Raw genomic sequence first — 19,254 nt, forward strand, 5'->3', positions numbered from 1 at the left:
CTGTCGAAAGGCTCCACCCGATGTCTGCTGCCCTGCCGCGCGTCGCGTCCGTCCCGCGCCCCGAGTACCCGCGGCCCGACCGTGACCGATCCGACCGCTGGGTCCCGCTCAACGGCACCTGGGAGCTCGACCTGCCCGACGGCACCGTGCCCGTCGTCGTGCCGTTCGCGTGGGAGACGGCCGCGTCCGGCGTGGCCCGCACGTGGCTGGAGCGCGCCACGTACCGGCGGACGCTGAGCGTGCCGGCCGCGTGGGCCGGGTCGCGCGCCGTGCTGTGCTTCGGCGCCGTGCACCACCGCGCGGTGGTGCGGGTGGACGGGGTGCCGGTCGCCGAGCACGTCGGCGGGCACACGCCGTTCGAGGTCGACCTCACCGGCGTCCTCGCGGCGGGGTCGACCGGCGTGCTGGAGGTCGACGTGGAGGCGCCCGCGGACAAGCGCGCGATCCCGCACGGCAAGCAGCGCTCGATCCCGCGCGACGACTACGACGGGGTGTCGTTCACGCCGACGTCCGGCATCTGGCAGAGCGTCTGGCTGGAGGCGCGCGGCCGCACCCACGCCGCGTCCGTCGCGGTGCGCGGCGACTCGCTCACCGGGTTCGACGTCACCGTGGCGGTCGCGGGCGACGCCCCGGCCGGCGCGCGGGTGTCCGTCGAGGTGGCCGAGGGCTCCGCAGGACGCGAGGGCGTCGACCTCGTGGCCGGCGCGGACGGCGTCGCCCGCGGCCGCGTCGAGCCGGCCGACCCCCGGCTGTGGAGCCCCGCCGACCCGCACCTGTACGTCCTCGCGGTCACCACCCGCGCCGACGGCGCGCCCGAGGAGGACGCCGACACCGTCCGCGTGACCGCGGGCCTGCGCCGCGTCGAGGTCCGCGGCGAGCACCTGCTGCTCAACGGCGAGCGGCTCTACGTCACCGGCGTCCTCGACCAGGGCTACTGGCCGCGCACCGGGCCGACGGCCCCCGACGAGGCCGCGCTGCTCGCCGACCTCGAGCTCGCGCGCCACCTCGGGTACACGCTCGTGCGCAAGCACATCAAGCTCGAGGACCCCCGCTGGCTGCACGCCGCCGACCGGATGGGGATGCTCGTCTGGGCGGAGCCGCCGGCCCCCAGCCGGTTCAGTGACGCCGCCGCCACCGCGTTCGAGGCGCAGCTCGCCCCGATGGTCGAGCGCGACGGCAACCACCCGTCCATCGTGATCTGGGGCCTGTACAACGAGGAGTGGGGCCTCGACTGGGACATCCCCGGATCCCCTGCGCGCGCGGAGGCGGCGGCCCGCGCCTACGACCTGCTGCGCACGCTCGACGACACCCGGCCCGTGGTCGAGAACTCCGGCTGGTCGCACGTGCGCACCGACCTCGTCGACTGGCACTACTACGACGAGGACCCCGCCGCGTGGGCGGCGAACCTCGCGGCGCTCGCGGACGGCAGCCGCGAGGACTTCCCCGTGAAGCTCGGGCCGGACTTCGTGGTCGACAAGTCGCTGTACGGGTCGGCGGCGTTCCCCCGCGGGGGCGTGCCGGTGCTCAACAGCGAGTACGGCGCCGGGTTCACGTCGCTGGAGCGCGGGTGGCACCTGCGCTGGCAGACCCAGGAGCTGCGCCGCCACGACCGGTTCGCCGGCTACGTCTACACCGAGCTCACCGACGTGGAGCACGAGATGGCCGGCCTGCGGGACGCCGACCGCCGCCCCAAGGACCTCGGCGGCGTCGACCCCCGCGACGTCAACGCGCCCACCACCCTCGTGATCGACCTGGTGCCCGCCCACGCCGGTGCCGACATCCCCGTGCCGACGGCGCCGCTGACGCTCGACGTGCACGTGTCGCACCACGGGCCGTCGCCCGTGCTGGGGCGGGTGCGCGCCGCCTGGGTGCCGGCCGGGACGCCGTTCGGTGCCGAGCCGGTGCCCGCGCAGGCGGAGTCCGAGCCGGTGAAGGCCGAGCCCTGGGAGCTCAGCGCGGCCGTGCGCGTCACCGTGCCGGCCCCTGGCGACGCGCCCGCCGCGCGGCTGCACCTGTGGCTGGAGGACGAGGACGGGCAGGTGCGCGCCCGCGCGTACGTCGACGCGGCGCCGGTCGAGGCGCCGAACCGCCGCGGGGCGCGCACCGGCGGGTGACCGCCGCGGACTGAGCGCGCGCCCCCGGCGCGACCTCTCACGACCGGTGGGAGGTCGCGCCGGGGCTGCGCCGTCCCTGGCTACGGTCCGTCGGGTGGCCTTCCCCCTCGACGACCCCGACGCCGCCATCGAACGTGTCCAGGCCGACGTCCGGGCCGCGCAGGAGCGCGCCGCCCTGGGGGTGGCCGTCGCCGTCGCCGCACGGCTGCTGGAGATGTCGCCGACCGATGCCCGGCGTCACTCCCGGCCGGTGCCAGAGGTCGATGCGTACTACTTCTGGAAGCCCGTGCGTGGGGGAGGACAGCTGCTGGTGCACCGGGACGGTTCGCTGCTGTTCGGCGCATCGGTGCTGACCTTCGACCAGATGGTGACCGCGTCGGCCGAGGGGCGGCGGACCGACCCGTCCGCCTGGGAGTGAACGGCCGGACTCCGTGAGCGATCAGGAGGCTCGGGCGGCGTGGTGTGCGCGCCCTGACCTGGGCTTCTTCAGGGAGCTCCGTCACGGGGACCCTGAGGGCCCGAGCATCCACGACGCCGTCGTCGACCCGCTCGAGCCTGACGTGCGTGAGGCAGTCGCCCGATATCTCGAGCAGGGAAGCGTCATCGTCGCGACGACGGCGCGTGCCGACGACGCCATCGAGCCGGTGCACCGCGACGTGGCGGGGATCAACGTGCTGTCGGACGGCGAGTTCGTGTGGTCGGAGGACCTCGCCTACTACGTCCGCCGATACGGTGCGCGCGTTCCGGACAAGCTTCTCTCTCGCGCGCGAGCTGGTGCGCCGCCCCGGCTCAGCCCGGAGGCGACCACCGCTGTCGCCAAGCGGTTCGCCCCGCCGCCGCCACTGCCGTAGCGGATGGTCGTCGACAGGCGTGACCCCGCACAGCGGCGCGATCGTGTCAGCTCTCGGGCGCTGGCAGCGCTGCGCGAGGAGCGCTTGCGCGCTGGGTGCCTCGATGGGCTGGACTTCCACGTCGTCGACCGCAGCGCGCCGGGTGTTCTTCGAGGAACTGGCTCGGCTGGCCGGCGGTCGCGGCCGAGCGCCAAGCCCCTCGGTACCGTGACGCGACAGGTCCGAGGCTCAGAGGAGGACTACACGTGACCAGCACCCAACCGTCGGCCGGCGGCGGCATCGTGTCCGTTCGCGCGCTGGACCCGGCCAAGAATGGCGTGGTGGTCGCCCGCCTGGACCGTGACTCGGGCTTCCTCGACCCGGAGCGCCGCTCGCTGCGCAACGGCCCCGTCCGGCTCGATCGGAAGGCCGTCGCCGTGCTCACCTCCGACAAGCGGCGGACGGAGCTGATGGTGTCCCGCGGGATCGGCTGGAAGTACGCAGTGGTCCCGCTGATCGAGGTGCACGGAGGCGCGGTCGTGGGCGTACCCGCGGAGGTGGCACGCGCGTTGGCGAACGAGCTCAGGGCTCGCGGAGTGAAGGAGACGACAGCGGTGACCGCTCCTTTGCTGGCGCACGCCGAGCACCTGGACGCAGGCGAACCGGTGAGCTCATCTCCGCTCGGCAAGTACATGGGGCTGGGGGGCGGGGGCGTCATCAGCTCGCTCGGCGGCTTCTGAGCTCGGGCAGCTCGATCGCGGCACTCAGGAGAACGCGCGAGGAGCGCGTGCGGCTGCGCGGGACGGAGGCGCCCGAGCTGCCAGTTCTCCGCCGCAGTCCGGACGGGACCCAGATCGTGCGGATTGATCCGCTGACCGACGAAAGACGTGGTGATCTACCCGTGACCTCATCCGACTCCGACACGCTGAGCGAAGCCGTCGTGGCCTACCTCGGGTACAAGCGCGGGGGTTTCCCGCGGGTCGATGCAGAAGCCGCCGATGCGGTCGCGGTCCGCAGGGGGAGTCCCTCCAGGACATCCACCGTCGAGCAGATGGTCGCCGAGTCGCTCGCCCTCCCGGTGGAGTGGTCGCGCACCAGTCTGGGAGACGCAGGACGGCAGGTCGCCGCCGAGATGAAGCGTCGCCACCCGGGTCTTTCGGACCTCGCTGCCGACGCACTGGGATGGAACTTCACGTTCCAGTGGCGCTGAACGGTGTCGACGAGCGCCGTGCCGTCATCACAGGGAAGGGATCCTGGCCCGGTCTCCCGGAAAGATGGATGTGAGTGCCTCCGCGTCCGGTCAGGCGTCCGCGCGCTGCCGCACCGGGCCGGTGCTGCCCCGCACCACGAACGCGACCGGCGGCAGCAGCGGCTCCTCCGGCTCCCGGCCCTCCACGACGGCCACGAGGGTCCGCGCGCACTCGCGGCCCCAGGTGATGACCTCCTGCCGCACGGTGGTGAGCGGCGGGACGACGTACTCGGCGAGCGGGACGTCGTCGAAGCCGACCACCGAGAGGTCGTCGGGCACGCGGACGCCCCGGTCGGTGGCGACGGAGATGCCCGCGATCGCCATGAGGTCGTTGGCGTAGACGACGGCCGTGGGCGGGTGGGGGAGGTCGAGCAGCTCGTGCGTCGCGCGCGCCCCGGACGCCCCGGAGAAGTCCGCGGTGACGACGAGCCCGGCCTCCAGCCCGAGCTCGGCCATCTCGGCCGCCCAGCCGCGCCGGCGGACCTCGGAGTGGACGTAGCCGTCGGCGCCGGCGACGTGCGCGATCCGGCGGTGGCCGAGCGCGTAGAGGTGGCGGACGGCGCGGCGGACGCCGGCCTCGTCGTCGACGCTCAGGGGGCGCGGCCGGCCCTCGACGGGCGCGGCGGGGCCGACCAGGACGTACGGCACGCCGAGCCGGTCGAGGGTGTCGGGCCGCTCGTCGTCGGTGCGCAGGTCGGTGAGGAACACGCCGTCGACCCGCGACTCGCGGGCGAACTGGTGGTAGGCGGCGCTCTCGGACTCCTCGCCGTCGACGACCTGGAGCATGAGGGCGTAGCCGCACGACGACAGGGCGCTCTCGACGCCGGCGACGAAGTGCGGGAAGAACGGGTCGGTGCTGAGCAGCTCGGGCTCGCGGCGGATGACGAGGCCGAGGGCCTGCGCGCGGCTGCGGGACAGTGCCCGCGCCCGGGAGTCGGGCCGCCAGTCGAGCTCGCGGGCGGCCTCGAGGATGCGGGTGCGCGCCGCCTCGCTGACGCCGGGACGCCCGTTGAAGACGAACGACACGGCGCTCTTGGAGACCCCGGCGCGTTCGGCGACGTCGCCGATGGTCGTGCGGCGTCCTCGGGGCTCCGGCCTCGTCGCGCGCGCGGCCGGAGTGCCGGTCACGGCGCCGGCGCCTGGTGCGGGTTCTACGTCCACCGCCGCATCGTAGCGCACCTCCTCCTCACCGGTTTAGTAAACCGGAGCGCCCGTTTCGCGCCGATCGTCCCGGATCGCACCCCGCATGAACTCATGGTTGACCATCGTCGTTCAAACCGGTTTACTAGCCGCAGCCCGGTCACGACAGACCGGCGCTCCGGCCGCGTCGAGGCGCCCGGAGCACGGGGGGACCACGGGTCCCGGGAAGCGAGGAGCGACGCGATGAAGCGTGGCGCACGAATGGCAGTGCTGACGGCGGCCGCAGCGGTGGTGGTGCTCCCGCTGACGGCGTGCGGATCGGGCGACGGCGACGACCAGGGGGCGGGCTCGGCGACGGGCACGGGGCCGATCGACATCTGGTACTCCACCAACGAGCAGGAGATCGCCTGGGGCGAGCAGGTCGTCGAGGCCTGGAACGCCGACCACCCCGACGAGCAGGTGACCGCCCAGGCGATCCCCGCCGGCAGCTCCTCGGAGGACGTCATCTCGGCGTCGATCACCGCCGGCAACACGCCGTGCCTGGTGTTCAACACCGCGCCCTCGGCGGTCCCGGGCTTCCAGAAGCAGGGCGGCCTGGTCGACCTGTCGACGACGTTCGACGACGCCGAGGACTACATCACCGGCCGGTCCGGGGCGGCGGCCGACGGCTTCCGCAGTGCGGACGGGGACCTCTACCAGCTCCCCTGGAAGACGAACCCGTTCATGCTCTACTACAACAAGACGGTGTTCGAGGCCGCCGGCCTGGACGCCGAGGACCCGCAGCTCGAGACGTACGACGACCTGCTGGCGGCCGCGAAGGCGATCAAGGACTCGGGTGCCGCGGACTACGCGATCTACCCGCCGGCCACCGCGGACTACACGAACGTCAACTTCGACTTCTACCCGTTCTTCCTGGCCAACTCGGGCGGGACGCAGCTGATCGAGGACGGCGAGGCGACGTTCGCGAGCGACGAGGCCCTGGAGACGCTCGAGCTCTGGCAGACGCTGTACGCCGAGGGCTACGCGTCCGCCGAGGCGTACAGCGGCGACATGTGGGCCGGTCCGTTCGCGGACGGCGTCGCGGCCATGGGCATCGCCGGGCCGTGGGGCGCCGGGCAGTTCGACGGCAAGGTCGAGTACGGCACGGTGCCGATCCCGACGCACGACGGCACGTCCGCGGACCAGACGTCGACGTTCGCCGACTCCAAGAACGTCGGCCTGTACTCCTCCTGCGAGAACCAGCAGACCGCGTGGGAGTTCCTCAAGTTCGCGACGGACGACGAGAACGACCTCGCGCTGCTCGAGACCACCGGCCAGTTCCCGACGCGCACGGACGTGCCGGAGCTCGCCGCGGACTTCCTGGCGGAGAAGCCGTTCTTCCAGTCCTTCGCGGCCGCCGTGCCGCTCGCCGTGGACGTGCCCACCGTCGACGGCCTCGCGGAGAAGATGCAGGTGTTCCGCGACGCGTGGGGCGAGGCGGTCCAGTCCGGCTCCGGCGACCTGCCCGGCGTGTTCGGCCAGGCCGCCACGACCGTCGACGGCCTGTCCGGCTGACCTCGGCGGATCGGACATGACCACCCTCCGCGACGACGCCGTGCGGTCGCCGGCCCGGACCACGGGCAGCCGTGACCCGGGCCGGGGCCGCCCGGCCCGGGGCCGGCGCCTGCAGCGCTGGCTCGGTGAGCACCCGCTCGGGGTCCTGCTCAGCGCCCCGTACACGGCGTTCGTCGTCGTGGTGTTCCTGGTGCCGTTCGGGTTCGGCGTCTGGATGTCGGTGCACGACTTCTTCTTCACCGCACCCGGCGTCCAGGTGCCGCACCCGTTCGTGGGCCTGGACAACTTCCGGCAGGTGCTGGCCGACCCGGCGGTGCGCCAGGCGTTCGGCAACCTGCTCGCGTTCCTCGTCATCAACGTGCCGCTGACGGTCGTCCTCGGCCTGCTGCTGTCGACCGCGCTGGACGCCTCGACGCGGTGGAAGGGGTTCTTCCGGGTCGCGTACTACGTCCCGTACGTCACGGCCTCCGTGGCGACGCTCGCGTCGTGGATCTTCCTGTTCAGCGGCAACGGGGTCGTCAACCGGCTGCTCGGCAGCCTCGCGCCGGACCCGACGTGGCTCGCGAACGCCGGCCTGATCATGCCGCTCATCGCGGTGTACGTGACCTGGAAGAACCTCGGGTTCTACGTGCTGCTGTACCTCGCGGGGCTGCAGAACGTGCCGCGGGAGCTGCACGAGGCCGCGGAGGTGGACGGCGCCGGGGCGTGGCGGCGGTTCCGGTCCGTCACGCTGCCCGGCGTCCGGCCGGTGACCTCGCTCGTGGTGCTGCTGTCGATCATCACGACCGGGCAGATCTTCACCGAGCCGTACCTGCTCACCGGCGGCGGTCCGAACGGGGCGTCCATGACCCCCGCCCTGCTCATGTACCAGAAGGGCATCCAGCAGGGGCAGCCCGACGTCGCCGCGGCCATCGGCATGATCCTCGTGCTCGCCGTGATGGTCGTCTCGCTCGTCTCCCGCCGGCTCACGGAGAGGAAGGGCTGATGGCGACCACCACGACCCCCACCACGGCCGCCACGACCACCGGGCGGTCCGCCGCGGACGGGCGGGACCGCGTGCGCCGCCGCGTCCTGGCAGCCGGCCGGTTCGTCGTGCTCGCGATCGGGGCGTTCCTCGCGCTCGTCCCGTTCTACTCGATGGTCGTCGGCGCGCTCCAGGACGAGCGGGACACGAGCCTGCTGGGGATGCTGCCGCTGCCGGGCAACCTGACGCTCGACAACTTCGCCGGCGTCAACCGGTCGATCGACCTGCTGCAGTCGCTGCTCAACTCGCTGATCATGACCGCCGGCGTCGTGGGCTGCACCCTCGTGCTCGGGCTCATGGTCGGGTACGCCCTGTCCGTGCTGTCGTTCCGCGGCCAGGGGCTGGTGTTCGCCCTGGTGCTGCTGGTGCAGGCGATCCCGTTCCAGCTGCTCATGGTGCCGCTGTACGTGATGGTCGTCCGGTACTTCGGCCTCGCGGACAGCTACCTCGGGATGATCCTGCCGTTCGCGGTCAACTCGGTGGCCGTGCTGATCTTCCGGCAGTACTTCCTGCAGATCCCGCGAGACGTGTTCGACGCGGCCCGCATCGACGGGGCCCGCGAGCTGCGCATCATGACGTCGATCGCCGTCCCGCTGGTCCGCCCCGCGATCCTCACGGCGATGCTCGTGACCTTCATCGGGCCGTGGAACGAGTTCCTCTGGCCGTTCCTGGTGACGAAGGACGCGTCGATGCAGCCGCTCGCCGTCAGCCTCGCGAACTTCTCGCAGGCCAACTCCACGTTCCAGGACAACCCGATGGGCGCGGTCCTCGCGGGGGCGTGCGTGCTCGCGGTCCCGGCCGTCGTCCTGTTCCTGCTGTTCCAGCGGCACTTCACGTCCGCGAACCTCGGCTCGGCCGTCAAGGGCTGAGCCCGCCCGGCGCCGCCCGCACGTCCCGCCCGCACGTCCCGCCCGCACGTCTGCACGCCCGCACCAGGGCCACCGCCGTCCTCGGCGTGCGCCCACAACCTCAAGGCAAGGTCATGACCCAGGTGAACCCGACCGCATCCGTCCAGACGGTCCCCTACGCGCTGCGCCGCGTCGGCACGATCATGGAGCCCGAGCCGGGCAACCCGCTCGAGGTCGAGGGCGTGCTCAACCCCGGCACCGCCCGGGGCCCGGACGGCGAGCTGTACCTGTTCCCCCGGATGGTCGCGGAGGGCAACGTCTCCCGGATCGGCCGGGCCCGCGTCGTGGTGACCGACGGGGTGCCGACCGGCGTCGAGCGGCAGGGCGTGGTCCTGGCCCCGGACGAGCAGTGGGAGCACGGCACCCGGAACGCCGGCGTCGAGGACCCGCGCATCACGTTCGTGGAGCCGCTCGGCCTGCACGTGATGACGTACGTCGCGTACGGGCCGCTGGGGCCGCGTCCCGCGCTCGCGGTCTCCGAGGACACCGTGGCGTGGCGGCGGCTCGGCCCGCTGCGGTTCGGGTACCAGCCCGAGCTCGGCACGGACCTCAACCTGTTCGCGAACAAGGACGTCGTGTTCTTCCCCGAGGCCGTGCCCGGCCCGGACGGCCGCCCCTGGCTCGCGCTGCTGCACCGGCCGATGTGGGACCTGGACTGGCTGCGCCCGGGCGAGGGCGCGCCCGCCCCGCGCGGCATCGAGGACGACCGGCCGTCGATGTGGATCGGCTTCGTCGACCTCGACGCCGTCCGGCGCGACCTGTCCGCGCTGACGTCGGTGACCCACGCGTCGATGGTCGCGGCGCCGGAGATGCCGTACGAGGAGTCGAAGATCGGCGGCGGTCCCGCGCCGATCCGGGTGCCGGAGGGCTGGCTGGTGCTGCACCACGGCGTCACCGGCGCCGACGTCAAGGGGTTCGAGCTCGCCTACGGCGCGCGCTACACCGCCGGCGCGATGCTGCTGGACGCCGCCGACCCGCGGCGCGTGCTGGCCCGCACGGCCGAGCCGCTGCTGGTCCCCGAGACCGACGACGAGCTCGAGGGCACGCTCGGCAACGTGGTGTTCCCCACTGCGGTCGAGCAGGTCGGCGCCCGCCGGTTCGTGTTCTACGGCATGGCGGACTCGCGGATCGGCGTCGCGGAGCTCGTCCGCGCCGACGGCGCCGGCAGCCCCGACGGCGCCGAGAGCTGACCGGGGGCCCGACGTGTTCCTGCTCGACAACCCGGTGCGGCGCTACCCGTGGGGCTCGACGTCGCTCGTGCAGCAGCTCCTCGGGCGTCCGCTGGACGGGCGCCCGGTCGCGGAGGTGTGGATCGGCGCCCACCCGGACGACCCGTCCGTCGCGGCCGCCCCCGGGCGCCGGGTGCCGCTCGACGTGCTCGTCGCCGGGCAGCCCGAGGCGGTGCTCGGGCGCCGGGTGCTCGCGACGGCGGGGCCGCGGCTGCCGTTCCTCACCAAGATCCTGGCGGCCGCCCACGCGCTGTCCGTCCAGGTGCACCCGACCGCCGCGCAGGCCGAGGCCGGGTTCGCGGCGGAGGAGCGCCGGGGCGTCGGCCGGGACGCCCCGGAGCGGACGTACCGCGACCGCTCGCACAAGCCCGAGGTGCTCTACGCGCTCACGCCGTTCGAGCTGCTCAGCGGGCTGCGCGAGCCCGAGCAGGCGGCGAAGCTGGTCGCGGAGCTCGAGGTCCCCGCCCTGGAGCCCCTGGTCGGCCTGCTGCGCGACGACGCGCCGGCGGCGGGGCACCGCGCGGCGCTGACCTGGCTGCTCCACCAGCGCGGCCCCACGCCCGCCCCCTGGGTGGAGGAGGTCGCCCGCGTCGCGGAGGAGGCCGTCGGCACGCGCCCGGAGGTCCGGGTCGTGCGCGACCTCGCGCGGCAGTTCCCCGGGGACCCGGCCCTGGTCGCCCCGCTGCTGCTCAACTTCGCGCGGCTCGAGCCCGGGCAGGCGCTCTACACCGGCGCGGGCACCCTGCACGCCTACCTGAGCGGGATGGCGGTGGAGGTGATGGCGGCGTCGGACAACGTGCTGCGCGCCGGGCTCACCACCAAGCACGTCGACGTCGACGAGCTGCTCGCCGTCACGGACTTCACCCCCCGGCTCACCGGGTTCCTGCGCCCGGTGCGGGTCGCGCCCGGCGCGGTGGACTACGTCCCGCCCGTCCCGGACTTCGCGCTCAGCGTCCTCACGCCGCGCGCGGGGTCCGTCGTCCCAGGGCCGGACGACGGGCCGCGCGTGGTCGTGTGCACCGCGGGCGAGGTCCGCGTCGAGGCGGGCGACGTCCGGGGGCTCCGTCCCGGCGACGCCGTGCTCGTGCCCGACGTCGACGGGCCCCTGACCGTCTCGGGCGACGGGACGGCGGTGGTCGCCGCCGCCTGACCGGCGCGCCCCGCGCCCGCCCCCGAGCGCAGCACCCCCGGCCACCGCACCACCGCACCACTGCAGCACCCGCACCGGGCCCCCTGACCGGTGCGTCTCGAGCCACATCAGCGAAGGAGCTGGACGTGAGACACCTCAGAGCAGTGATCGCCCTCGCCGTCGCCCTCGTGCTGGGCGGCGGCGGACTCGCGGCGGGACCGCGCGCGGCTGCGGCCGACCCCGCCGAGGACCTGGACACGATCGTCTCCCGCCTCGAGGAGTACTACCTCGGGCAGGGCGACGAGATCATCATCGCGAACGGCATCTACCTGGCGCGGACGTCCGAGGCGCTCGAGTACGCCGCCACCCAGCGGGCCGACGGGTCGTGGGCGGACGTGGACTACGCGGACCGCACCAGCTCCGCCAACGGGTCCGTGTGGTCCGCGTACACCGCGCTCTACCGGATGCTCGCGATGACCCACGCGTACCGCGACCCCGACGCGGAGGGGTTCGAGGACCCCGCGCTCGTGACCGCGGTCGAGCGGGCGCTCGCCTACTGGGACGTCGCCGACCCGGGGAACACCAACTGGTGGGAGACCGAGATCGGCGAGTCGATCGCCATGGGCCGGATCGCGATCTCCCTGGGTGACGTGCTGAGCGAGGACGCGATGGCCGTCGCGCTGGAGCACAACACCGGCAAGCTCGACCCGGTCGGCGCGAACGGCGCCTGGCGCACCACCAACTACCTGTTCGAGGCGATCGCGACCCACGACCTCGACAAGATCCGTGCCGGGTTCGACACGATGGTGCAGACCGTCGCCGTGGACGACTCCGGGACGGTGCAGGAGGCCGTGCAGCCGGACGCCAGCTTCTGGGCCCACGGCGCCCAGCTCTACAGCGAGGGCTACGGCATGGTGCTGTTCACCAACGTGGCGCTCTGGGCGGACGTGTCCCGCGGCACGAGCCTGGCGTTCAGCCGCGAGCACCTCGACACGATCGCGTTCTACATCATCTCGGGCACCCGCTGGATGATCCGCGGCGAGATCGGGATGCTCTACCTCAACTACCGGCAGCCCAAGACGGTCGACGGGATCACGAGCCACGCGTCGGAGTTCATCGAGCCGCTCACCCGCATGGTGCGGACCGACCCGCTGTACTCCACCGCGTACCGGGCGGTCCTCGACGGCATCCGCGGCGAGACCCGCACCAACGGCGTGACGGGCGACAGGTACTTCTGGCGCTCCGAGTTCGCGTCCCACCTGCGCGAGGACTACGGCATCTTCACGCGGCTGAACTCCAGCCGCACGGTCGGCAGCGAGTACCGGTCCACGTTCCGGCCGTCGGTCGGCAACGAGATCGTGTGGAACTCGGCCGGCGCCACCGCGATCCAGGTGAACAACCGCGAGTACCTCGACCTCGGCCCGACGTTCGACTGGTTCCACTACCCCGGGGTGACGGCGCCCTACGTCAAGGAGCAGACGCGCGGCTCGACCGGCAACGGCGGCAGCTTCACCGGCGGCGTCTCGGACGGCACCTACGGCGCGAGCGTCTACACGCTGGACCGCGCCGCGACGACCGGCAAGAAGAGCTACTTCACGTTCGACGACGAGATGGTGGCGCTCGGCACCGGCATCGCGTCCACCTCGGACGCCCCGGTGCACACCACGGTCAACCAGGCCGTCGCGAAGCCGAACGCCTCGGTCGGCGGCGTGCCGGTGGCTCCCGGGACGGACGGCGCCACGGTGGAGGGCCCGACGTGGGCGTACAACGACGAGGTCGGGTACGTCTTCCCCGCCGGGTCCCGGGTGCAGGTGTCGGACAAGACCCAGACGGGGAGCTGGATCGGCGAGGACCCGGTGAGCCGTGACGCGTTCACGCTGTACGTCGACCACGGGGTCCGGCCCACCGACGCCGGCTACGAGTACGTCGTGCTGCCCGCCGCGGAGCCCGCGGAGGTCGAGGCGTACGCCGCCGACCCCGCGGTGGAGGTGCTGCGCAACGACGGCGCCGTCCAGGCCGTGCGCCACCCCGGGCTGCACCGCACCATGGCGACGTTCTACGAGCCGGGGACGCTCGACCTCGGGGACGGCCGCGCGCTCACCGTGGACCAGCCGGCCCTCGTGATCCTCGACGAGTCCGGGGACGTGCCCGTCGTCAGCGTGGCGAACCCGAGCCGGCCCGGCCTGGTCGTCCGGGTGGGCCTCACCGGCCCGGACGCGTCCGCGCACGGCACGTTCGGGCTCGGCTCGGGCGCGGACCTGGGCCGCACGGTGACCGCCGCGCTGACCGCCGGGGACGACGCGGCGTCGCCGTACACGGCCAGCAGCGCGCAGGCGGGGCACGCGGCGGCGCTCGCCGGCGACGGGGACGAGGGCACGTCGTGGCGGTCGCAGGGCGACGGCACCGCGTGGCTCGCCCGGCAGCTGGAGCACGGCTCGTTCGTCACCGGCGTCACGGTGACCTGGGGCGACGCCCCCGCCGGCCGGTTCCTGCTCCAGACGACCGCCGACGGCGTGACCTGGACCGACCACGCGCTCACCCAGGACGGCACCGGCGGCACCACGCGGATCGCGATCGAGCCGACGGCCGCGACCGCGGTCCGGCTGCTGCTCCTGGACGGGCCGGGCGACGGCTACGAGGTGCGGGAGCTCGCGGTGGACGCGAGCGTGAACCTCGCGCTCGGTCGCGGGGTCTCGGCGTCCGGGACGTCGAGCGGCGCGGCGGGGAACATCACCGACGGCAGCACGACGACGCGGTGGAGCGGCAACCTGTCCGACGGCGCGTGGGCCCAGGTCGACCTGGGGTCCGTCCAGCCGGTCGGCACCGTCCGGCTGTGGTGGGAGGCGTCGTACGCCCGGCAGTACCGGATCCAGGTCTCCGACGACGGGTCCGCGTGGCGCGACGCGTACGCCACCCCGGCGGAGGGCGGCGACGGCGGCGTGGACGTGGTCGGGCTGGACGAGCAGGCGCGCTACGTGCGGATGCAGACCGTGCAGCGCAGCACGACCCAGTACGGCGTCTCGCTGTGGGAGCTGGAGGTGTTCCCGGACTCCGCGATCGCCGAGGCCCCGCCGGTGGTGGCGGGGCGGGAGAACGTCGCGCTCGGGCGGCCGACGACCGCGGACTCGCAGTACAGCGCGCAGCTCGCGCCGGGCAACGCGACGGACGGCAACGCCACCACCCGGTGGGCGTCGCTCCGCCAGAACGCGCCGTACACCACCGAGCGCTGGCTGCAGGTGGACCTGGAGTCGTCGCGCACCGTCAACCAGGTGGTGCTGACGTGGGAGTCGGCCACGTCGGACGACTTCCGCGTGGAGGGCTCCGACGACGGGCAGGAGTGGCACGAGCTCGCCCGGGTCCAGAAGACCTCCGCCGAGCTGCGCAACGTCGTGGACTTCCCGGACGCGGAGGTCCGGTACCTGCGGGTGATCGGACTGCCCGTCACCAAGTACGGCCTGTCCCTGTTCGAGCTGGAGGTCTACGGCGGCTACAAGCTCGGGTGCACGGCGCCCGCGGTGGGTGCCGGCCGCGACTCCACGGCCGTCCTGGGCGCGTCGATCACGCCGGCCGAGGCCGACGACGTCGTGTCCGCCGCATCGCTCGACGGCACCGTCGCGTCGGTCGTGGGCACGCCGCGGGTCGACGCGGACGGCCGCATCGAGGTGGACCTCGCCACCGGCGGCTCGGGCAGCACGGGGGTGCTGCTCACCCACGCCAAGGGCGACGAGCTGGTGTGGTGCGCGGTGAGCATCGCCGTCGCCACCGGGGAGCTCGAGGACCTGGTCGCCCGGGCGGACGCGCTGGACAGCCGGCAGTACACCGCGGAGAGCTGGGCGCCGCTGCTCCCCGCGCTCGAGCACGCCAAGGCGCTGCTCGCGACCGACGGCACGACGCAGGAGGACGTCGACGCGGCCGCCGCGGCGCTGGGCACGGCCCTCACGGGCCTGGTGGAGCTCCCGCCGGCCGACACGACGGCGCCCGAGGTCAGCATCGCGGCGGACGGCCGGGTGGTGACCGTGACGGCGTCCGACGAGGGCGGGTCCGGCGTGGCCTCGGTCGAGCACCGGCGGGGCACCTCCGGCGCGTGGACGGCGTACACGGGGCCGGTGACCGTGCCCGGCACGGACGCCGTCACCGTCCAGGCGCGGGCGACCGACGGGGCCGGGAACGTCTCCCGCGTGGTCGCCGTGGAGGTCGCGGCCGTGGAGCCGGGGCCGGGGGAGAGCCCCGGACCGGGCGAGGAACCGGGGCCGGGCGAGGAGCCGGGGCCGGGCGAGCAGCCCGCGCCGGCGGTGACGGTCTCGGCCGCCACGGTGCGTCCCGGGGACCGCGTGACGGTCACCCTGGCGCACGTCCCCGGCGACCAGGCCGAGATCGGCGTCGCGTCCACGTACCGGCGCCTCACGGTCACCGCCCTGGTCGACGGCGCCGCGAGCGTCGTGGTGACCGTCCCGACGGACCTGCCGGCGGGTGCGCACCACCTGCAGGTGCGGGACGAGACGGGACGGGTCCTCGCGGAGACGCCGCTCACGGTGGTCACCGGCGGCGGGCCGCTCGCCGTCACCGGTGCGGACGTGGTGCTGCCGCTCGCGGTGGCGCTCGCGCTGCTCGCCCTCGGCACGGCGCTCGCGGTCCGGGCGCGCCGGCGGCGGGCCTAGGACCCGGGGACGGTGCGGCTGCCGACCGGGCCCGCACCGTCCCCGGGCGCACCTCCGGTTGCCGCGCCCACCCGCCCGACGGAGGGTGGAGGCGCCGGTGGGGCGACGGGGCCCCATCGGCCCGCCACGGAAGGGGACGTGACGATGACGGTGCCGATCAACGACGAGCAGGGCCCCATCGCGGGCGTGCGCGAGGGCATGACGGTCCTCGACGCGGCCGGCGAGGACGTCGGGACCGTCGCGGAGGTGTCGCTCGGCGACCCGGCCGCGGCGACCGCGGACGGCCAGCGCGCGACCGGGTCCGGAGGGGTCGGCGGCCTGGTGGGCGCGGTGGTCGACGCCGTCGGCCGGGACTCCGACCTGCCGGAGGGGGAGCGGGACCGGCTGCTGCGGCTCGGCTACGTCCGCGTCCGCGGCGGGCTTCTCGGCGGGTCGCGGTACGCCGCGGGCGACGAGGTGGCGGCCGTGGAGGGCGACGTCGTGCGGCTCAGCGTGCCGCAGGAGCGCCTGGTCGGCGGCTGACGCCGACGCCTGCCCCGCCGCGCCGCGCAGCCCGCAGCAGGAGCACCCCCGCGGCGCCGAGGACGGCCCACGTCACCACCTGGAGCATCCAGAACGCCGGGTCGGACAGCTCGGCGGCCGGCGTGACGAGGTTCGACGAGGCGTACACGAGCGTGGTGTTCAGCAGCGCGTGCGCCCACGCCGCCGGCCAGACCGAGGCGGACAGCGCCCGCGCCGCACCGAGGACGAGAGCGGCGACCAGCAGGTTGACCGTCGTCGCGACCACCTCGCGTCCGGCCATCGCCCCGCCCTGGTGGTAGGCGACCAGCAGCGGCAGGTGCCACAGCGTCCACAGGCCGCCGATGCCCACGGTCGCGCGCACCAGCCCGTACCGCGCGAGGGTGGTGTGCAGGGCGCCGCGCCACCCGATCTCCTCACCGGTGACCGTCAGCATGCCCAGCACGGCGAGCGGCAGCACCAGCGGCAGCAGACCGGCGGCGTCCGGGGCCGGTCGCCAGTCGACCACGCCCAGCACGACGGACAGCAGGGTGGTCGCCGACGGGACGGCGACGAACACGGCGAGCACCAGCGCGCCGGTCCGCAGCACCCGGCCGGTCCGCAGCGGACGGAGCGCCGTCCACGTCAGGAAGGGGGTGCGGCGCCCGCTGCCGAGGTGCGCCACGAACGCCGACAGGGCCGGGGCCCAGGACAGACCCGGGACGACGGCGTTGAAGGTGTCGGCGTCCGCGCCGCCGACGAACAGCGGCACGAGCACGAGCGCCGTGATGAGTGCGAGCGTCCCGGTGAACCAGGCGAGGACGCGGCGCGGGTCCCGGTCGTCGGACGCGTGCTCCTCGGTCCCGCTGCGGGCGGCGCGGCCGGGTGTGGCGCTTCCGGTGGACGTCATGCTGGTCTCCTCGCCGGGCCACGGTGGCCCTCGCCGTCGACCCTCGCAGCGGGGGAGCCGCCGCCACATCACCCCGGCGGGCGGGCGGGCCTCACCCCGCGGGGTGAGGGGGACCGGCCAGGCCGTTGTCGTACGCGTAGATCACGACGTGCACCCGGTCGCGCAGGTCGAGCTTGGTCAGGACGGCCCGCACGTGCGACTTCACCGTGTTCTGCGTGAGGTGCAGCTGCGCCACGATCTCGCCGTTCGACCGTCCCGCGACGATCAGGTCGAACACCTCCCGCTCCCGTGGCGACAGCCGCGCGACCGCCTGGGGCCGGGGCACCGGCACGCGCCGCAGGTGCTCCACCAGCGACGCCGCCGCGGCGGGGGCCAACGCGGAGCTCCCGGCGGCCACGTCGCAGATCGCGTCGACCAGCGCCCCGGGGCGGGCGTCCTTCGTCAGGTACCCGCTGGCTCCGGCGCGCAGCGCGGCCAGGACCAGCTCGTCGACGTCGAACGTCGTCAGCGCCAGCACGCGGGTGCGCGGGCTGAGCCGCACGACCTGCTCGGTGGCGGCGATGCCGTCCAGGACGGGCATGCGGATGTCCATGAGCACCACGTCGACCGCGCGCTCCTGCACGGCGGCCACCGCGGCGCGCCCGTCGGCCACGGCCCCCACCACCTCGATGCGCCCGTCGGCGGCCAGCACGGTGGCGAGCGACTCGCGCAGCAGGGCCTGGTCGTCGGCGAGCAGCACCCGCACCGGCGGCGTCACGTCGCGCCCACCGTGGGCAGGCGGGCGGAGAGCGTCCAGCCCCGGCCGCGCTCCACCGCCAGCTCGCCGCCCGCGGCCTCGATCCGCCGCGCCGCGCCCGCGAGCCCGGAGCCGCTCCCCGCGGCGGGCTCCGGGTGGCCCGCCGGGCGTGGACCTGCGCCGCCGTCGTCCCGCACCGTCACGCGGACCACGTCACTCCCGCCGCCGTCACCGCCGTCGTCGGTCCGCCAGTCCACGTCCACCGCGATGTCGACCGGGGGCTCGACGTGCCGCAGCGCGTTGGTGATCCCCTCCTGGACCAGCCGGACGGCCGCCGACTCGGCGTCGGCCGGCATCACGCGCCGGTCGCCCCGCTCGGTCAGCGTCACGCGGTGCAGCGGCGTCGCCGCCGCCGCGACCAGCGCCGGCAGCCCGTCGAGGGACGGCACGACGTCCCCTGCGGCGCTGGGAGCCGCGTCGAGCACCCGCAGCATCCCGCGCAGGCCCAGCAGCGCGGCGCGGGCCGTGTCCGCGAGCTGGGCGAGCGCCTGCGCGGTCGCCGGCTCGCGCGTCCCGACCCGCGCCGCCTCCGCCTGGGCGACGACCAGCGTGAGCGAGTGGGCGATGACGTCGTGCAGGTCCCGGCGGATCTCGGCGCGCTCGGTGCGCCGGGCGAGCGCGAGACGCTCGGCCGCCCGGTCCGCCGCGCGACGGCGCTGCGCCCGCACGGCACGCGCGAACCCCCACACCGCGACCACGGCGGCGAGGAGCAGTGCCGTCTCCAGCAGCGGCATCCACACCGGCAGCGCCGCCCCGGTCGGCTCGCGCAGCACGGACGCGGCCTCCGCGAGCGCCACTCCGGCGACCGCGACGCCCAGGGCCGGCCCCGCCCACCGTCCGGGGCCCGCCGCGACCAGCCGCCACAGCACGAGCAGGAAGCACAGGGACGACGGGGTGAGCACCCCGGTCGACCAGCCGGGCACCGGCACGACCGCCAGCAGGGCCATGGCAGCCGCCGCGGTCGTGAACGACGCGACCGGCCGGAGCGCAGCCCACCAGGCGGCGACGTGCAGCCCCACGGCTGCGGCGCCGACGGCCACGAGGTGGGTCGCGGCCGCCCCGCCGGCCGCCATGACCACGAGGAGCGCCGCCGTCGCGGGCGGGAGCACGGTGGCCGACAGCAGGACGCACAGCCGCCACGCGGACTCGTCCTGCGCCCCCGGGATCTGCATCGCGCCATTCTCCCCGAGATGCGGTCCGGCCGAACGCTCCGCA

16 protein-coding genes are annotated in these 19,254 nt (G+C 74.6%); 12 read left to right on the top strand and 4 right to left on the bottom strand.

Features of this window, described 5'->3' with window-relative positions; all coding sequences use genetic code 11:
- The first annotated feature begins 20 nt into the window (after positions 1-20).
- From AAHH18_RS03245 to AAHH18_RS03265, 5 genes are all read left to right on the top strand, one after another.
- Positions 21-2,114: a glycoside hydrolase family 2 protein gene (locus AAHH18_RS03245; RefSeq protein ID WP_343300553.1), complete on the top strand. Its 2,094-nt coding sequence runs from the start codon at positions 21-23 to the stop codon at positions 2,112-2,114.
- 94 nt (positions 2,115-2,208) lie between these two features.
- Complete coding sequence (locus tag AAHH18_RS03250) at positions 2,209-2,532, top strand: hypothetical protein (RefSeq protein ID WP_343300554.1); 324 nt, start codon at positions 2,209-2,211, stop codon at positions 2,530-2,532.
- Positions 2,533-2,545: 13 nt separating this feature from the next.
- Complete coding sequence (locus AAHH18_RS03255) at positions 2,546-2,965, top strand: hypothetical protein (RefSeq protein ID WP_343300555.1); 420 nt, start codon at positions 2,546-2,548, stop codon at positions 2,963-2,965.
- A 245-nt stretch (positions 2,966-3,210) separates the two neighbouring features.
- Complete coding sequence (locus AAHH18_RS03260; protein WP_343300556.1) at positions 3,211-3,684, top strand: hypothetical protein; 474 nt, start codon at positions 3,211-3,213, stop codon at positions 3,682-3,684.
- A 161-nt stretch (positions 3,685-3,845) separates the two neighbouring features.
- On the top strand, positions 3,846-4,154 hold the full coding sequence (locus tag AAHH18_RS03265) for a hypothetical protein (protein WP_343300557.1): 309 nt from the start codon (positions 3,846-3,848) through the stop codon (positions 4,152-4,154).
- Positions 4,155-4,244: 90 nt separating this feature from the next.
- On the opposite strand, the gene AAHH18_RS03270 is transcribed toward AAHH18_RS03265, so the two are convergent.
- On the bottom strand, positions 4,245-5,354 hold the full coding sequence (locus AAHH18_RS03270; protein ID WP_343300558.1) for a LacI family DNA-binding transcriptional regulator: 1,110 nt from the start codon (positions 5,352-5,354) through the stop codon (positions 4,245-4,247).
- Between the two features lie 240 nt (positions 5,355-5,594).
- Here AAHH18_RS03270 and AAHH18_RS03275 point away from each other — a divergent pair, with 240 nt between their 5' ends.
- The 7 genes from AAHH18_RS03275 to AAHH18_RS03305 all read left to right on the top strand — a co-directional run bounded on the left by AAHH18_RS03275 (position 5,595) and on the right by AAHH18_RS03305 (position 16,357).
- Positions 5,595-6,887: an ABC transporter substrate-binding protein gene (locus tag AAHH18_RS03275; RefSeq protein ID WP_343300559.1), complete on the top strand. Its 1,293-nt coding sequence runs from the start codon at positions 5,595-5,597 to the stop codon at positions 6,885-6,887.
- Between the two features lie 16 nt (positions 6,888-6,903).
- Entirely contained in the window at positions 6,904-7,872 is a 969-nt protein-coding gene (locus AAHH18_RS03280) for a carbohydrate ABC transporter permease (protein WP_343300560.1), read from the top strand.
- Positions 7,872-8,780 carry a carbohydrate ABC transporter permease gene (locus AAHH18_RS03285; protein WP_459349072.1) on the top strand — a complete coding sequence of 303 codons (909 nt, stop codon included), beginning with the start codon at positions 7,872-7,874 and terminating at the stop codon, positions 8,778-8,780. Before AAHH18_RS03280 ends, AAHH18_RS03285 begins: the two co-directional genes overlap by 1 nt.
- 122 nt (positions 8,781-8,902) lie before the next feature.
- On the top strand, positions 8,903-10,009 hold the full coding sequence (locus AAHH18_RS03290; RefSeq protein WP_459349073.1) for a glycoside hydrolase family 130 protein: 1,107 nt from the start codon (positions 8,903-8,905) through the stop codon (positions 10,007-10,009).
- Between the two features lie 13 nt (positions 10,010-10,022).
- A complete protein-coding gene (gene manA, locus AAHH18_RS03295; protein ID WP_283321355.1) occupies positions 10,023-11,198 on the top strand; it encodes a mannose-6-phosphate isomerase, class I in 1,176 nt (391 codons plus the stop codon).
- A gap of 125 nt (positions 11,199-11,323) precedes the next feature.
- Positions 11,324-15,835, top strand: a complete 4,512-nt coding sequence (locus AAHH18_RS03300) for a polysaccharide lyase family 8 super-sandwich domain-containing protein (RefSeq protein WP_343300561.1) — start codon at positions 11,324-11,326, stop codon at positions 15,833-15,835.
- A gap of 144 nt (positions 15,836-15,979) precedes the next feature.
- Positions 15,980-16,357, top strand: coding sequence for a hypothetical protein (locus AAHH18_RS03305; RefSeq protein ID WP_283321353.1), 378 nt, complete (start codon positions 15,980-15,982; stop codon positions 16,355-16,357).
- On the opposite strand, the gene AAHH18_RS03310 is transcribed toward AAHH18_RS03305, so the two are convergent.
- The 3 genes from AAHH18_RS03310 to AAHH18_RS03320 all read right to left on the bottom strand — a co-directional run bounded on the left by AAHH18_RS03310 (position 16,323) and on the right by AAHH18_RS03320 (position 19,211).
- On the bottom strand, positions 16,323-17,243 hold the full coding sequence (locus tag AAHH18_RS03310; protein ID WP_343300562.1) for a CPBP family intramembrane glutamic endopeptidase: 921 nt from the start codon (positions 17,241-17,243) through the stop codon (positions 16,323-16,325). The genes AAHH18_RS03305 and AAHH18_RS03310 overlap by 35 nt on opposite strands.
- Before the next feature lie 91 nt (positions 17,244-17,334).
- The gene (locus AAHH18_RS03315) at positions 17,335-18,000 is read right to left on the bottom strand and encodes a response regulator transcription factor (RefSeq protein WP_343300563.1); all 666 of its coding nucleotides are present in this window, start codon (positions 17,998-18,000) and stop codon (positions 17,335-17,337) included.
- Complete coding sequence (locus tag AAHH18_RS03320) at positions 17,997-19,211, bottom strand: sensor histidine kinase (RefSeq protein WP_343300564.1); 1,215 nt, start codon at positions 19,209-19,211, stop codon at positions 17,997-17,999. Before AAHH18_RS03320 ends, AAHH18_RS03315 begins: the two co-directional genes overlap by 4 nt.
- Between the last annotated feature and the right edge of the window lie 43 nt (positions 19,212-19,254).

The sequence above is a fragment of the Cellulomonas olei genome (genome assembly GCF_039548315.1).
GTDB lineage: Bacteria > Actinomycetota > Actinomycetes > Actinomycetales > Cellulomonadaceae > Cellulomonas.

Coding starts and splice junctions, on each gene's coding strand:
- AAHH18_RS03310 (WP_343300562.1), bottom strand. CDS start 17,243: ATGACGTCCACCGGAAGCGCCACACCCGGCCGCGCCGCCCGCAGCGGG.
- AAHH18_RS03320 (WP_343300564.1), bottom strand. CDS start 19,211: ATGCAGATCCCGGGGGCGCAGGACGAGTCCGCGTGGCGGCTGTGCGTC.
- AAHH18_RS03275 (WP_343300559.1), top strand. CDS start 5,595: ATGGCAGTGCTGACGGCGGCCGCAGCGGTGGTGGTGCTCCCGCTGACG.
- AAHH18_RS03280 (WP_343300560.1), top strand. CDS start 6,904: ATGACCACCCTCCGCGACGACGCCGTGCGGTCGCCGGCCCGGACCACG.
- AAHH18_RS03245 (WP_343300553.1), top strand. CDS start 21: ATGTCTGCTGCCCTGCCGCGCGTCGCGTCCGTCCCGCGCCCCGAGTAC.
- AAHH18_RS03285 (WP_459349072.1), top strand. CDS start 7,872: ATGGCGACCACCACGACCCCCACCACGGCCGCCACGACCACCGGGCGG.
- AAHH18_RS03305 (WP_283321353.1), top strand. CDS start 15,980: ATGACGGTGCCGATCAACGACGAGCAGGGCCCCATCGCGGGCGTGCGC.